11 protein-coding genes and 1 riboswitch are annotated in these 14026 nt (G+C 56.5%); of the genes, 3 read left to right on the top strand and 8 right to left on the bottom strand.

The window, feature by feature from the left end; all coding sequences use genetic code 11:
- Position 1: 1 nt before the first annotated feature.
- The 3 genes from QPL95_RS15025 to QPL95_RS15015 form a co-directional block, all read right to left on the bottom strand.
- A complete protein-coding gene (locus QPL95_RS15025) occupies positions 2 to 1852 on the bottom strand; it encodes a DUF3413 domain-containing protein (RefSeq protein ID WP_303291812.1) in 1851 nt (616 codons plus the stop codon).
- 142 nt (positions 1853 to 1994) lie between these two features.
- Entirely contained in the window at positions 1995 to 3416 is a 1422-nt protein-coding gene (locus QPL95_RS15020; RefSeq protein WP_303291811.1) for a mannose-1-phosphate guanylyltransferase/mannose-6-phosphate isomerase, read from the bottom strand.
- 79 nt (positions 3417 to 3495) lie between these two features.
- Entirely contained in the window at positions 3496 to 4173 is a 678-nt protein-coding gene (locus tag QPL95_RS15015) for a YrbL family protein (protein WP_303291810.1), read from the bottom strand.
- A gap of 78 nt (positions 4174 to 4251) precedes the next feature.
- Between QPL95_RS15015 and QPL95_RS15010 the strand changes: the two genes are divergently transcribed.
- Positions 4252 to 4935, top strand: coding sequence for a GDSL-type esterase/lipase family protein (locus tag QPL95_RS15010; RefSeq protein WP_303291809.1), 684 nt, complete (start codon positions 4252 to 4254; stop codon positions 4933 to 4935).
- Here QPL95_RS15010 and QPL95_RS15005 read toward each other — a convergent pair.
- The 4 genes from QPL95_RS15005 to lpxL are packed head-to-tail and all read right to left on the bottom strand — an operon-like array spanning position 4910 to position 8942.
- Complete coding sequence (locus tag QPL95_RS15005; RefSeq protein ID WP_303291808.1) at positions 4910 to 5911, bottom strand: glycosyltransferase; 1002 nt, start codon at positions 5909 to 5911, stop codon at positions 4910 to 4912. The genes QPL95_RS15010 and QPL95_RS15005 overlap by 26 nt on opposite strands.
- Positions 5908 to 7017, bottom strand: a complete 1110-nt coding sequence (locus QPL95_RS15000; RefSeq protein WP_303291807.1) for a glycosyltransferase family 4 protein — start codon at positions 7015 to 7017, stop codon at positions 5908 to 5910. Before QPL95_RS15000 ends, QPL95_RS15005 begins: the two co-directional genes overlap by 4 nt.
- Entirely contained in the window at positions 7014 to 7976 is a 963-nt protein-coding gene (locus tag QPL95_RS14995; RefSeq protein WP_303291806.1) for a mitochondrial fission ELM1 family protein, read from the bottom strand. The genes QPL95_RS15000 and QPL95_RS14995 overlap by 4 nt, the downstream gene beginning before the upstream one ends.
- Before the next feature lie 3 nt (positions 7977 to 7979).
- Positions 7980 to 8942 carry an LpxL/LpxP family Kdo(2)-lipid IV(A) lauroyl/palmitoleoyl acyltransferase gene (gene lpxL, locus QPL95_RS14990; protein ID WP_303291805.1) on the bottom strand — a complete coding sequence of 321 codons (963 nt, stop codon included), beginning with the start codon at positions 8940 to 8942 and terminating at the stop codon, positions 7980 to 7982.
- Between the two features lie 102 nt (positions 8943 to 9044).
- Between lpxL and waaA the strand changes: the two genes are divergently transcribed.
- Positions 9045 to 10298 (top strand): lipid IV(A) 3-deoxy-D-manno-octulosonic acid transferase, encoded by a 1254-nt coding sequence (gene waaA, locus QPL95_RS14985; protein ID WP_303291804.1) that lies wholly within the window; start codon positions 9045 to 9047, stop codon positions 10296 to 10298.
- 54 nt (positions 10299 to 10352) lie between these two features.
- Here waaA and QPL95_RS14980 read toward each other — a convergent pair whose 3' ends face one another.
- Complete coding sequence (locus QPL95_RS14980; protein WP_303291803.1) at positions 10353 to 11756, bottom strand: TolC family outer membrane protein; 1404 nt, start codon at positions 11754 to 11756, stop codon at positions 10353 to 10355.
- 186 nt (positions 11757 to 11942) lie between these two features.
- A riboswitch (TPP riboswitch) is annotated at positions 11943 to 12056 on the top strand.
- A gap of 80 nt (positions 12057 to 12136) precedes the next feature.
- Between QPL95_RS14980 and thiC the strand changes: the two genes are divergently transcribed.
- Positions 12137 to 14014, top strand: a complete 1878-nt coding sequence (thiC, locus tag QPL95_RS14975) for a phosphomethylpyrimidine synthase ThiC (RefSeq protein WP_303291802.1) — start codon at positions 12137 to 12139, stop codon at positions 14012 to 14014.
- Positions 14015 to 14026 lie beyond the last annotated feature (12 nt).

The following is a 14026-nucleotide window of genomic DNA, read 5'->3' as shown; positions in this document are numbered from 1 at the left end:
GTTATTCATAAAACCGAGATATTTCCTCCAGAACCCGAATGGCTATAGAGGGCTTGAGCTCATAATTCCGGACCGGCTCCAAACTCCGGCTTACGACATCAACATTACCAGAAGCATGGGTAACGACGGCCAGCTCTTTCGTCAAAAGCGCATAGTCCATATAACTATGGGCTATGCTCCATGGGCGTTCTTGAGGTTCGAGCAAGCCATTTCCGGTAGCGTAATGGCTTGGGTCTGAGCTCTGACAACCCAGCAAGTCACCCATAAGCGTTGGAGCTATATCAAAATTCTCGGTTCTGTAATCAATTCGTTGTGCCGGTTTGCCGGGCCAGTGTACCACCATTGGCACCCTAAGCTGATAGTCGCCGAAGTTGCTGCCATGTCCCCAGTAATTTTTCCCATAGTCGTTAAACTCCTGGCCGTGGTCGCCGGTAATCATAACGACGGTGTGATCAAGCAGGTCTCGGCCCATAAGGTCGTCAAGAACGCTGCCGATCAAATTGTCCGCGAAGTGCAGGGTGGATTTGTAGTTATTTTTGATGAGCTCGGGGTCGAAGTCTGCATCGAGTTGCAGCTTGTTGACGGACTCCCAGTAGGGCTGGAATTTCACAGGGTAATCGTCCGGCACCATATGGTTGTGGGGGGTGTCATAAAATAGAAAGCCGAAGAACGGGTTGGCTGGGTCAAGTTCATGCTCGGTGAATTCCAACCAGTCTTCGGTAATCCGGCGGTCCCTGTCCCATGGGTGGTTACCAGGTGTTTTGAGACGAAGGTTTTTTATGGACGAGAATACATTCTGGTCAAATGCTGGGCTTACCAGCGTGGCAGAACCCAGTACTTTGGTTTGATAGCCCAGCTCCTGCATTCTGCTGATGGTAACCGGCGGTTTTTTGCTCGCGGTGAAGGCGTCCCAATAACTGGCGGGCAACGAATAGAACAGGGTGAAAATGCCGGGCTTAGTGGCGTTTCCGTTGCTGTAATGCTGCTCGAACGTCAGGTTATTCTGAGCGAATTCATAAATGTTGGGCATCCAGCGCGGGTCGAGCATGTCCCATCGAGCCCCGTCTATGACGATCATCAGAACATTCAGTTTGCGGGCAGGTTCCGAGCATTGCAGTGGCTGAGTCGGGTAGTTGAGCGGCCCTGTATGATTGGAAGGTGCCAGCCCTTGGGCGGACTGATTATCTCGGGCTTTTTGCTGGTCAACCCATCCGTGTTTATTCATGAACCGCTTGGCGGTGGCGCCATAATAAAGCGGAACGTGTCGGGTGATGCCGGTCACTCGGGAGTCGTAGTTTGCGTCGGCCCATGCATGCCAGGCATGAGCGCCAACCTGCAGCCCGATCATGATTGCAAAGCTGGCTGCTAACCACAGACCGCGAGGGCGTCTGCGCCATAGCAGGACGGCTATGATGGTTTCAATAATGACAATGCCGAAGACAATGCCCAGGGTGGACGCCCAGAACTGCCAGGAGAACGCAAAGATTTCACTGCCACCACGAAGCGCCAGCTCCAAAACAAAGGACGAAAGGTGAAAACGATAGAGAGAGTAGACTGCAGTGTCGGTTGCCAGAAGCGCAATGCCCGCGCTGGCGTAAATAATCGCAAACACGGTCAGTGCACGTTTGGCGGGTAATATAAGGGCCAGGGCTAAGAGCGGGAGCCCGCTTAGCCACGCCAGTAATGCAAACTGGCCGGGGAGAAGAAGCCCAACATAGGCTGCGGTGCTGGTATCGGGGATGTGCATCCAGGGTAAGTAACGCAGCCCGATCAGAAGTGCGATAACCCCGTTAGCAAAGATAAACCAGGATGCCCAGGCGGTTCTTTGCGCGGAAAGAGTGTGGCGTCGCATGATGTTTCGAACTCCGGTAATTTAGGGGAGCTGGAACCCCAAAGAAGTCCGATATTAACGGTTTTTTGTTAGGTAGCTAAGTCCGGGCTTTCCGCTAACGTACGTCTCTTCCATTGGCTGGCAATGTATGTGCAAAGTGGCGTTAGCCTCTGCCGTAAACGTCTTCGAGCCGCACAATATCATCTTCCCCGAGGTAGGAACCGGACTGAACTTCGATCAATTCAAGATCTATCACACCGGGATTTTCCAGTGAGTGAATCTGGCCCACAGGAATGTAAGTGGACTGGTTTTCGGTCACCAGGTAGGTTTTTTCCCCATTGGTTACTTTGGCCGTGCCGCTGACCACAATCCAGTGTTCAGCCCGGTGGTGATGCATCTGTACTGAAAGCTTGGCACCTGGTTTCACTGTTATGCGTTTTACCTGGTAGCGCTGGCCGTTGTCGATGGAGTCGTAAACGCCCCAGGGACGGTAAACCTCCCGGTGATTCATATGCTCGTGACGGCCATCGCCTTTGATGCGCTCGACCACCTTTTTAACGTCCTGAACCTTATCCTTGTGGGCGACCAGCAGGGCATCTTTGGTTTCGATAATCACCAGGTCCTTTACCCCGACGGTTGCAACCAGTCGGCTTTCCGCCCTCACCAGGGTGCTCTCGGTATCGTGGGCGATGACGTCGCCGCCAAAGCTGTTGCCGTTAGTGTCTTTCTCTGACACTTCCCAGAGTGCAGACCAGGAGCCGATGTCGCTCCAGCCAGCGTCCAGCGATACGACAGCCGCATTGCGGGTCTTTTCCATAACGGCATAGTCAATGGAGTCTTCGGGGCAATCGGCAAAGATGCTTTCGTTAATGCGGGTGAAGTGGATATCTTCGTTGGCGTTGTCCACCGCCGCCTGGCAGATGGCGAGAATCTCCGGGCGATACTTCTGTAGCTCTGCGAGGTATTGGCGCGCACCGAACATGAACATGCCACTGTTCCAGAGATAGTCGCCAGAAGCAAGGTACCCCTGGGCAGTCGTCAGGTCGGGTTTTTCAACAAACCGATTAACACTGTAGCTACCGGGTTCGAGCGCCTGGCCCTGCTGAATGTAGCCGTAGCCGGTTTCGGCATGACTTGGCACAATGCCGAAGGTGACAAGGTTGCCCTGTTGCGCCAGCGGAACCGCTTTTTGTATGCCTTGTTGAAAGGCGGTGACATCCTGAATCAGGTGGTCAGCGGCAAGCACCAGCATCAGTGGGTCGGCAGAATCTTCACCAGCAGCTTTGGTCAGTTGCAGGGCGGCCAGAGCAATTGCCGGAGCCGTGTTGCGTCCGCAAGGTTCCAGGATAATCCGCGCATCTTTATAGCCCGCCTGGCGCATTTGTTCTGCAGCGAGAAAACGGTGCTCTTCATTGCAGATCAGCAGAGGATCTGCAGACTCCATACCATCCAGCCGGGCAACCGTGAGTTGCAGCATGGACAATCGATCATCCGTCAACTTCAGGAACTGTTTCGGGTTCAGTTGCCTGGACAGGGGCCAAAGGCGAGAGCCGGTGCCTCCGGCCATAATGACGGGATGAATCATATGTGCACTCCGGGTTGTGAAAGTTGCCAGTTTTGCAGATAAAAGTGCCCGTTATCTTACCATGGGGCGCGGCGTGGTTTTATCTTAAGCGTTGGAAATCTTCCCAGGATAAACCTCGATTATCTTGCTCCCAGGCCAATCTTGTATGGAACCGGGCAATTTTTCTGGTGATGTAACGCTTGCTCCACCCGGGCACCCCTGCCAAAGCCTGTGGAATGGTCGGCGCCCCCAGGCCATCCACCAGAAAGAGCTCCGATTGGCCGGAGCGGTCGGTGACGACCAGGTTGTGGGGCAGAAGGTTGCGCGTGAGAATACGGGTATCTGCCAGCCAGGCTTCAAATCGGCTGATTGCTTCCTGAAGCTCAGGAGTTACCTTTTTGCCACGAATCAGTGATTCCAGCGTCGGGGCTACGGAACCGTCAGCGCATCGAATAATCTCGCTCTCATTGGCGGTGCCCAACGTGGTTTCAACGCTGCCGTAGAATCGGGGCAAGTGTGTCCAGAGGATGGCTTCCTTTCCTGCGCTGATGAGCTTGCGGATGGCCGGTTGTGAGTGGGCTTTCAGCTCCTGGACGTTATCGTTCAGTCGTGCTGTACCGAGAACTCGTTTTACCGGAGATTGACGGCGATAACGGGCTTTGATGTTCTCTGGCCGGATAACCTTCACGCACCTGTCCGGGTTGTTCGGGTGTTGGAAGCAGTAGCGGTTATAGCCCTGAGCAAACGGCTTACAGTTGTTAAGATTCAGAGTGACCATTCTGATGCAACGTTGGTGATTTAATGTGCGTATTATGCATGCTTGGCTTGGGCATGTGGTTCGAACAGGAAAAATCTTATGAAAAGGGCGGTAGCTTATGGTGATTGCAATACTGAGGGGCTGAAAGATACCCCGGTAAAGCTTTGGCCGGAAATCGTCTGCGATACCCTGTCCCTGCAGCTCAAAAACTGCGGGCATACCATGAGCACAACCCGCGAGCTGTTGTTTTACAACGAGGATTATCCGGCTTCAAACTATTCAGTAGCCTTTATTCAATACGGATTGGTCGACTCCTGGCTGACCTTCAAAGGGGCACCCTACGTACTTTATTATCCGGATAGCCTCCGGCGAAAGATTGCCAGGAAGATGGTGAAAAAGTTCAAGAAGTGGGCACGCAAGTGGCAGATTCAGGACAGGTTTGGAGCGGTGGAACAGGTTCCCTTGCCGGAATATGTCCGCAATATTCAGAAAGTAGTCAGCTCGGCTCCGGATACAGTGTTTGTGCTGGTGGCGACTTCTCCAAATCTCGACGAGCCTCGTAACCCCCGAATCAAACAGTACAACGATGCTTTGCGCCAAATCGCTGAGGATAGATCGAATGCAGTTTACGCGGATGCGTACGAGGATCTTTGGTCTGCCCGGTGTAGAGCGCTGATGGATGATGGAACGCATCTTTCCGCATTCGGGCACGAGTTGGTCGCAGCGCGGGTTATGGCGGGGTTAAAACAGTCATCCTTCAGGCCTGATACGCCGCAACCGTAGATCCGGCCATTGCGCCGGATGTCAAGTGTGTGTTCGCGTACCGGAAGAGCTCTTCCTGACTCTCCCTCAATGCATCGATATTCTCGATGGCGCTGAATAGAAGTTCCGCGATGGCTTCGGTGGTGGTGTCGCTTGCAAGAGCGGTATCTGGTAGCAGTTCCCTGCACCCTGACACTGGGGTTGAGATTACAGGGCAGCCAGCCACAAGCGCTTCTGCCAGGATGTACGGGAAACCTTCGCGTTCAGAACTTATCACCAGAAGATCTGCGCTCTGAAGGATGCTCCCGATATCGGTATGGAAGCCTGCGAGGGTTACTGAGTTGATGAGTCCATGTGATTTCGCCAGCTCGTTCAGCTGCCCTTTGAGGCTTCCGTCCCCAAAGATTGTCAGGTGTGCCTCAGGAGTGATGTAGCAGACTCTCTCCCAGGCCTGGATGAGTTTGTCGAATCCCTTTACTGGCTCGAGTCGTCCTGCAGCAACAACCTTGATGAAGCCCTTGAGGGGAAAAGTGACCGGGGAGCTGTCCGGTTGTTTTACCCCGTTGTAGATCAGATACTTTCTGGGATGCTGAATCTGATCATAGATAGCCTGGCTCACCGCAATGACTTTATCGAGTGAGGTAAACGGGCGGACGTTGGATTTCGTTCCGTGAACCGTGCCGATCGTTTGCCAGTGAGGCTGTTTTGTGAGTGCGGCCAGGGTGGCTGCCTTATTGCCATGGGCATGCACGATGGTTGGGCGGATATGCTGCAACGTGCGCCGGAGCTTCCAGCGAAGCCATGGGTTTCTTCGCCCCAGGGTCATAGGGCAGGGGTGAAAGCGGACTGGCTCAGGGAACTTGTCCTGATAGTTGCTATGGGCCAGAACGTGGACGTCATGCCCCAGTTCCACAAGCTCTTGTGCAAGTTCGGTGCAGTGTTTTTCCATGCCGCCCCAGCCGCTACCGGGCGTAGCCAGCAACAATGCGATTCTCAACTTGGGCGCTCCCGAAGAGCCTTCTCATAAACCCCCAAAGTCCCCTCCGTCTGCGCCCGCAACAAAAACCGCTCCGGCAACTCAATCTCTGGCCGGGGTTTATCCAGCAATGCCAACACCGTGCTGGCGAATGCCCCGGCATCATCTGGTGCCACCAGTCCATCCCGGAAGCAAGCCTGTAATGTTTCCGCCGCCCCTCCCCGGTTGTAGGCAACGACCGGTGTGCCGGAGGCAAGAGCCTCGGTGACTGTGCGCCCGAAAGGTTCCGGCTTGGTGGACATGTGGCACACGACATCTGCGAACAGGTAAAGGTTGGTCATGTCGTTGCGCTGGCCAAGGAAAGTCACTTTGTCGGTCAGCTGCAGCCGGCTCCGTTCTTTTTCCAGTTCCTGAAGGAAGCGCTCCTTTCCGGGTTCTGCACCCCCGACGATAATGCCGTGGCAATCGGGGCGGTGGCGGACAATTCTTTCCATTGCCTCCAGAAAGTGCATTTGGCCTTTCCAGCGGGAAATCCGTCCCGGCATCATGATGACTTTCTTGCCAGCCAGTTGAGGGAAGCGAGATAGCAGGATGTCCAGCCACTGTTCGTTGATGGCGCGGTCACGGAAGGCATCCACATCCACTCCGCGCTGGATGACCGTCAGCTGGTCTTCCGGAACGTGAAAGTTATTGAGTACATAGTCTTTTACGCAATTCGATACCGCAATCACGTGGTCGGCTTTGGCCATGATGGCACTGTAAGGATTCACCGAGTACATGCCGTGAAAGGTGGAAACAATCGCCGGCCGTTGGTCGTTCGGCAAGGTCTTCAGGGCCAGGTGAACGATCCATGCCGGCATGCGCGAGCGCACATGAACGATATCGGGCTTGAGGTCCTGCAGTAATTGCCGCATAGGTAAAATCTGGCCGAAGGAGGCGAGGCTTTTTCGGTGAATGGGCATGTGAATGTGGGTTGAGCCCTGACCACGCACCTGTTCAGCCATCGGCCCGCCATTGGAGACTACAAAAGACTCATGGCCGCGCTTGACCAGTTCGGCGGCAAACTCCACGGTGCCCCGTTCTACGCCGCCACTGTAAAGTGCAGGAAGTGCCTGAAGTATTCTCAATGACGGTGCTCCTTTGGGGTGTTGCCGGGGCTTACCCGAAACCGGTCAATTAACCAGCGGGCGGCGCGGTCCGCTTCCCATAGCCGGGCATGGCGTTCTACCTGCTCGTTCATTACGCTGGCGTGGTCGCTCCAGTGGGCGACAAGCCCCAGCTCCGCCAGTCGCTTGATGCCGCTGGCGACTCGACTACCCGGGCGGGCGGGCAAATCCAGTAAGCCGGTGGGCACGCCGGAGGTCACAGCTTCGCACACCATTGAGACGCTGTCGGGGGTTACCCATGTCGCCTTTGAGGCGGCCAGCTGATGGTTCAACCAGCTGTCGTGGGTGCTGCCGTGGTGGATGACGGTAATCTTGGGGCCTTGCAGTTCGTCGAGCCGGGCCGCAAGGGTTTCTGGTGTCCGGCGTGAATCGCTGATGGTCCATCGCCATTGGGGGTATCGCGCAATCAGATCGCTGATCTGCGAGAGAATGGCATCGCTGTCCCAGTCGAAGTGGGGTGATGGCCCGCCTGCGAGTATCAGTGCTTCCGGTTTGGTGGTTAACCTGGCAAGGGGCGTCACCGAATTGATGACGCCTTCGGTGATCAGGACGTTTTTGGATGCTTTCACCTCGTCGTGGGCCGGAATAATGGCAGCGTCTACCCAGGCGAGAGGGAAGGCTGGCTTCATCAGAATAACGGTGCGGGCCTTTCGATAGCGGCGCAAAGCCAATAGAAGACGATGTGTACCGGTGCCTGCAGCAACAATCAATGCCGGAGGCGGTAGAGCGGTATCCATGACCGGAGCCAGCCCCAGCACCGCTCGCCATAAAGGAACGGAGTAGTCTTCTGCGTTGACCCAGTAAACAGCCGCGCCCGTGAGCACTCGCAGGCGGTTCCCCAGCCCTTTGAGCTGGTTCTTGTGGCCTGGCTTGTTATCCGTGATCAGCCAGATGACCGGTGCCTGGGTTTCTGCGCTCACTTTCTACCTCTTTTTCTTGCGTGCCCGCCCATAAAATCCGGGGTCGTTTTCGTCTGGCCGGGTTTTGAAGCGGCGATGCATCCACAGATATTGGTCTGGAGCCTTTCGGATCTCCTGTTCCAGGATGGCATTGATGCGGGTGGCATCCTCCAGGTCATTCCCACTGGGAAAGTCGTCCAGTGGTGGGTGAAAGTAGATGTCGTAGCCGGGCTTGTCTTCGCGGCGGAAGTGGCTGAACGGAACAACCCTGCATTTACTGCGCTCCGCGATCCGGGACGTGGCGGTGATGGTGCCGGCCGGAATGCCGAAAAAGGGTGCGAATACGATGTCTTTGCGCCCGTAGTCCTGGTCTGTGGCATACCAGACCGTACGGTTATTTTTGAGGCTGCGGAATAGTCCCCGGAGATCTTTGGAGCCAAGCACGGTGCCGTAGCGCCGACCCCGGGCCCGGGTCATAACGGCATTGGTCAATGGGTTGTTGTGATCACGCTGCATGACATCCGCTTCAATGTATTCGGTCACCAGGCTGCCGCCGAGGTCCAGAGTACTGTAATGGCCGCCAAGCAGCAGCACGCCGTGTCCATCTTTCCGGGCTTGCTCAAGATGCTCCAGGCCGTGAACTTGAGTCATGCTTGTAAGCTTTTTCGGGTCGCGGAACCAGGCAATGCCCAACTCCATCAGGCCGATACCGTTGGCAATGAAGGCGTTTCTGACCAAGGCTGCCTGCTGTTGGGCCGGAAGCTCAGGAAAGCACAGGCGAATGTTCACTTCGGTAATGTGTCTGCGGCTTTTGGCCAGTTTCCACGCCAGTAAACCGACAAGTTTGCCCAGCCACCATTGAAAGCGGATGGGTAACTGAGCGACCAGCCACATAACGGCCATTCCCAGCCAGGTTGGCCACCAGCGGGGATGGCGGTAAGCTGAGTAGTCGGTGTTTCTGGGTAGCTTGCGGTACTTCTTTTTCAAAATCGTGAATCCTGCATCGACAAACGTTTAGCCCGGGGGCAAGATGCACCCCCTCGACAAATTTCGCTTTATGATAACGCACTGTTTTGCCGGGAGTCCTGCGTGTTTCAGTTTATCTATTCCCAGCTTATCCGGTTGGCCTTGCCATTTATCCTGATCCGGCTCTGGTGGCAGGGCCGCAAGGCGCCTGCGTTGCGCAAAGACTGGCAGCACCGCCTGGGCAGAGTGCCGGATATGTCCGGCCCGGTGATATGGGTGCATGCGGTGTCCGTTGGTGAAACCATTGCAGCTGGCCCCCTGGTGAGGCGTCTGCTTGCCAAGGATCTTGGGGCCACCATTTTGATGACAGCCATGACAGACACCGGCCTGGCCCAGGCGCGGAAGATGTTTGGGGACAGGGTAGCCTATGCCTATGCTCCTTACGACACGCCGGGGTCCATCCGGCGGTTTCTTAATCATGTAAACCCCGGCATTCTGGTTATCCTCGAAACGGAAATCTGGCCCAATATGATCCGCCAATGCCGGCGGCGCCATGTGCCGGTATTTCTGATCAATGCCCGCCTGTCTGAGCGCTCTGCCCGGGGGTATGAAAGAGTGAGGCGGTTTGCGGCCGCCGTCATGAAAAGCATCAGCTGGGTGGCTGCTCAGGCGGAGCGGGATGCCGAACGATTTCAGCGCATCGGCGTAGCCGCTCATCGGGTTGAAGTGACCGGCAGCGTCAAGTTTGATGTGGATATCCCCGACGATGTGCGAAAGGCATCCACTGTCGTCCGGAAAACACTTGAGGGCCGGAAAGTCTGGATTGCCGGCAGTACCCACGGAGGCGAAGACGAGCAGCTGCTCAGTGCGCACCAGCGCATTCTTGAGCATCACAGTGACGCATTGCTGATTATTGTGCCCCGGCATCCGGAGCGTTTCGACTCAGTTGCAGCCATGGCTGAAGAGATGGGGCTCAGTGTCGCCCGTCGTTCAAAAAATCAAAGCCCGCAGAGTGCGCAGGTTTATCTGGGCGACACCATGGGTGAATTGATGATGCTGTATGGCGCGAGTGATATCGCCTTTGTAGGTGGGTCATTGATAGAGCGGGGTGGTCACAACCCTCTCGAACCCGCTGCCTGGGGCATTCCGGTGTTTTCCGGGCCCCATGTGTTCAACTTTGAAACCATTTACGAGCGCCTGCTGGCGGATCACGGCGTGCAGATGGTTGAAGGGAGTGACGATCTGGCTGAGGCAATCAGTGGCTTGATGTCTGACTCCGAGGAGTGCCGTGCCTTTGGTGCGAGAGCCCTGATGGTGGTGAACAAGAACCGGGGCGCCTTGGACAAGGTCGTGGAAGGGATTATCGAAAGGTTGTAATGCCCGGGGCCTTTCGGCTGCCCGGGCATCGTTCCCTCTCATCCAGCGTCGAAATTACTGCGCTGGGTTGTCCAGCGTTTTATCTTCTTCCGCCAGAGCTTCAATGCCCCGGGCGCCTTCGCTCAACCAGTTGTTCAGGTCAATCAGATCCTGCGGGCTGAGCGTGCCGGCTGCCTGCTTCAGTTGCAGGGAGTTGATGACGTAATCATAGCGGGCATTGGCGTAATCCCTCAGGGCAACATAGAAGGCGCGTTCCGCGTCCAGTACTTCCACTATGTTGCGGGTGCCTACGTCATAGCCGGCACGAGTCGCATCCAGTGCGCTGCGGCGGGAGATGATGGTTTGCTCAAGGGCAGAGGCTGTCTCCACGTTGTTGTTCACGGTCAGGAACAGGCTGCGGGTGTTCACCTGCACATCCCGGCGCGTGGTGTTCAGGTCCTGCTCGGCCACGGTGACCAGTGAGCGCTGTTGGCGCACGCCGGCCTGGGTGCCGCCGCCCGTGTAGAGCGGGATGGTCAGTGACAGTGAGGCAACGGACTGGCTGCGCTCCTGCTGGGTAAAAAGGGCGTTCTCCAGACTGGTTTCCTGGTAGGAGGCGCTCAGCTCAAGGGTTGGCAAATGACCGGACTTTGCCGCTTTCAGGCTGGCTTCGCTGGCATTGAGTTGCCTCAGGGCCGCCTGAATAGACCAGTTTTGCTCCACCGCGGTTGCTTCCCACGAAGTCGGATCCATGGGCTCCGGGCGCCCGAGCGGAAAATTCTGCCTGAGATTTTCCATGGCGTCCGGATATTCTCCGGTTAACCGGGCCAGTTGTTCCCTGGCCACATTCAGGTCGTTGTCGGCGGCGATGCGCTGGCTCCTGGCATCGTCGTAGCTGGCACGCGCTTCATAGACTTCGGTGACGGCAATGAGCCCCACGTCAAACCGTTCCCGGGCCTGTTCGTACTGGCGCTGGATGGCCGTTTCAGTCGCTTTTGCGGTTGTGACGGTGTCCTTGGCGCGCAGGACATCGAAGTAGGCGGTTGCCACATCCAGAATCAGTTGTTGCTGGGCCAGGTTGTACTGGGCCTCGGCCGCCTCGGCCTGGAACTGGCTGGCTTCGTAGCTGAACCAGTCTTGAGCCCGGAACAGTGGCTGGGTCAGCTCGACGCCGTAGCGGTAGGTTCGATAACTGTCTCCCGAGAAGAGTTGCCGCGTCAGCTCATCGGCGTTTGCCCCCCCGGGTATATTCCTGGGCTCGAAACGTGTGTAGCTTGCTGACCCAACCGCCGAGATTTTGGGCAGCAGGGCGCTCTTGCTGACATCGCTGGTTGCCTGCTGTGCCTGGAACTGTGCCATGGCAGAGGCAATGCCGGAGTCATAAGACAGGGCTTTCTCGTAGGTTTCCATCAGATCCAGAGAAAAGGCAGGCTGGGCTGCCAGCAGGGCGATCAGTCCTGGAAATAAGCGTTTTTTCATTGTCTCTCCTGAAGAACTCTCTCCGAGCATCCGTTATCGGGACACAGGAATCGAACAGTCAACATTCAGAGTGTAAGGCTGCTCCGGCAGTGACCAAAAGGTATTGGTGGCACATTATGGACAATAATGGCCGCCGTCTCTACACTTGCGAATGCCACTCATTTTGTGAGCAACAGAATTCAGAATCGCGTCTTGACGGGGTGCTGATCTGCCGGAAACCGGCGATCGGCTGAGATTGCAACGCAGAACCCGCGACCTGATCCGGATAATACCGGCGTAGGGATTAAGGCCAGATGAACCGCGACACCATGCCTGTAGGGCTATTTGTCGCAACTCCGTCATACGCGACCCGATACCACAAGAGCAACCGGGAGCATTTCATGACGGACTTACCAGCATACCTCAGCGACTCCGCAAAAGTAGACTCCGCAGCAATCAAACCATTACCAAGCTCACGAAAAATATACGTGCAGGGTAGCCGACCCGATCTGCGGGTGCCAATGCGGGAAATTACCGTGGGCGACACCCCCACTGAAATGGGTGGCGAAAAGAACCCGCCGGTGGTGGTATACGATACCTCTGGGCCCTACACAGACCCGGAAGCCACTATCGATCTGCGTAAGGGCTTGCCGCCGGTTCGCGCCGTCTGGATTGCCGAGCGAGGCGATGTAGAGCAACTGGACGGCTACACCTCCGAATTCACCCGCCGCCGCATGAAAGACCCTCAGCTTGATCCCCTGCGGTTTATGGACGAGCGAAAGCCACTGCGCGCCAAGCCCGGAAGAAACGTATCCCAGATGCACTATGCCCGCCAGGGCATCATTACGCCGGAGATGGAATACGTTGCTATCCGGGAGAATATGAAGCTGCAAGACGCCCGGGCCAATGGCTTGCTGGTGGATCAACACCCCGGCCAGTCCTTCGGTGCCAACCTGCCGCCTGAAATCACCCCCGAGTTTGTTCGGGATGAAGTGGCCCGGGGCCGCGCCATCATTCCCGCCAACATCAACCATCCGGAAACCGAGCCGATGATCATCGGTCGCAACTTCCTGGTGAAAATCAACGGCAACATCGGCAACTCGGCGGTGACCTCGTCCATCGAAGACGAAGTAGAAAAACTGACCTGGGGCATCCGCTGGGGTTCCGACACGGTGATGGACCTGTCCACCGGCAAGAACATCCACGAAACCCGCGAGTGGATCATCCGCAACTCCCCGGTTCCCATCGGCACCGTGCCAATCTACCAGGCCCTGGAAAAAGTCGGCGGTGTGGCCGAAGACCTGACCTGGGAAATCTTCCGGGACACCCTGATCGAACAAGCCGAGCAGGGCGTGGATTACTTCACCATCCACGCGGGTGTTCGTTTACACCACGTGCCACTCACCGCCAAGCGCACCACCGGCATCGTCTCCCGGGGCGGCTCGATCATGGCCAAGTGGTGTCTGGCGCACCACAAGGAAAGCTTCCTGTACGAGCACTTTGAAGACATCTGCGAAATCATGAAGGCCTACGATGTCTCCTTCAGCCTCGGTGACGGCCTGCGCCCGGGTTCCATTGCCGATGCCAACGACGCGGCACAATTTGGCGAGCTGGAAACCCTGGGAGAGCTCACCAAGATTGCCTGGAAGCACGATGTTCAGTGCATGATCGAAGGCCCTGGCCACGTGCCCATGCACCTGATCAAAGAAAACATGGATAAGCAGCTGGAATGCTGCGACGAGGCGCCGTTCTACACCCTCGGCCCGCTGACCACGGATATTGCCCCGGGCTATGACCACATCACCTCCGGCATCGGCGCGGCGATGATCGGCTGGTATGGCTGCGCCATGCTTTGCTACGTCACCCCGAAAGAGCATCTGGGCCTGCCCAACAAAGACGACGTAAAAACCGGCATCATCACCTACAAAATCGCCGCCCACGCTGCCGATCTCGCCAAAGGCCACCCAGGCGCCCAGATCCGCGATAACGCCCTGTCCAAGGCCCGCTTCGAGTTCCGCTGGGAAGACCAGTTCAACCTTGCCCTGGACCCGGACACCGCCCGCGCCTACCACGACGAAACCTTGCCCAAGGAATCCGCCAAAGTGGCCCACTTCTGCTCCATGTGTGGACCGAAGTTCTGCTCGATGAAAATTTCGCAGGAAGTGCGGGATTACGCTGCAGAGAAGGGCATTGATGAGGTATCGGCGATTGATGCCGGCATGCAGGCCAAATCGCGGGAGTTTGTGGCCTCTGGCTCTAAGCTTTACGACAAGGTCTGACTTCGGTGTTCC

It is taken from the genome of Marinobacter sp. SS5-14b, assembly GCF_030541005.1.
In the GTDB taxonomy this organism is placed as follows: domain Bacteria; phylum Pseudomonadota; class Gammaproteobacteria; order Pseudomonadales; family Oleiphilaceae; genus Marinobacter.
This window is presented reverse-complemented; position numbering and strand designations above follow the sequence as displayed.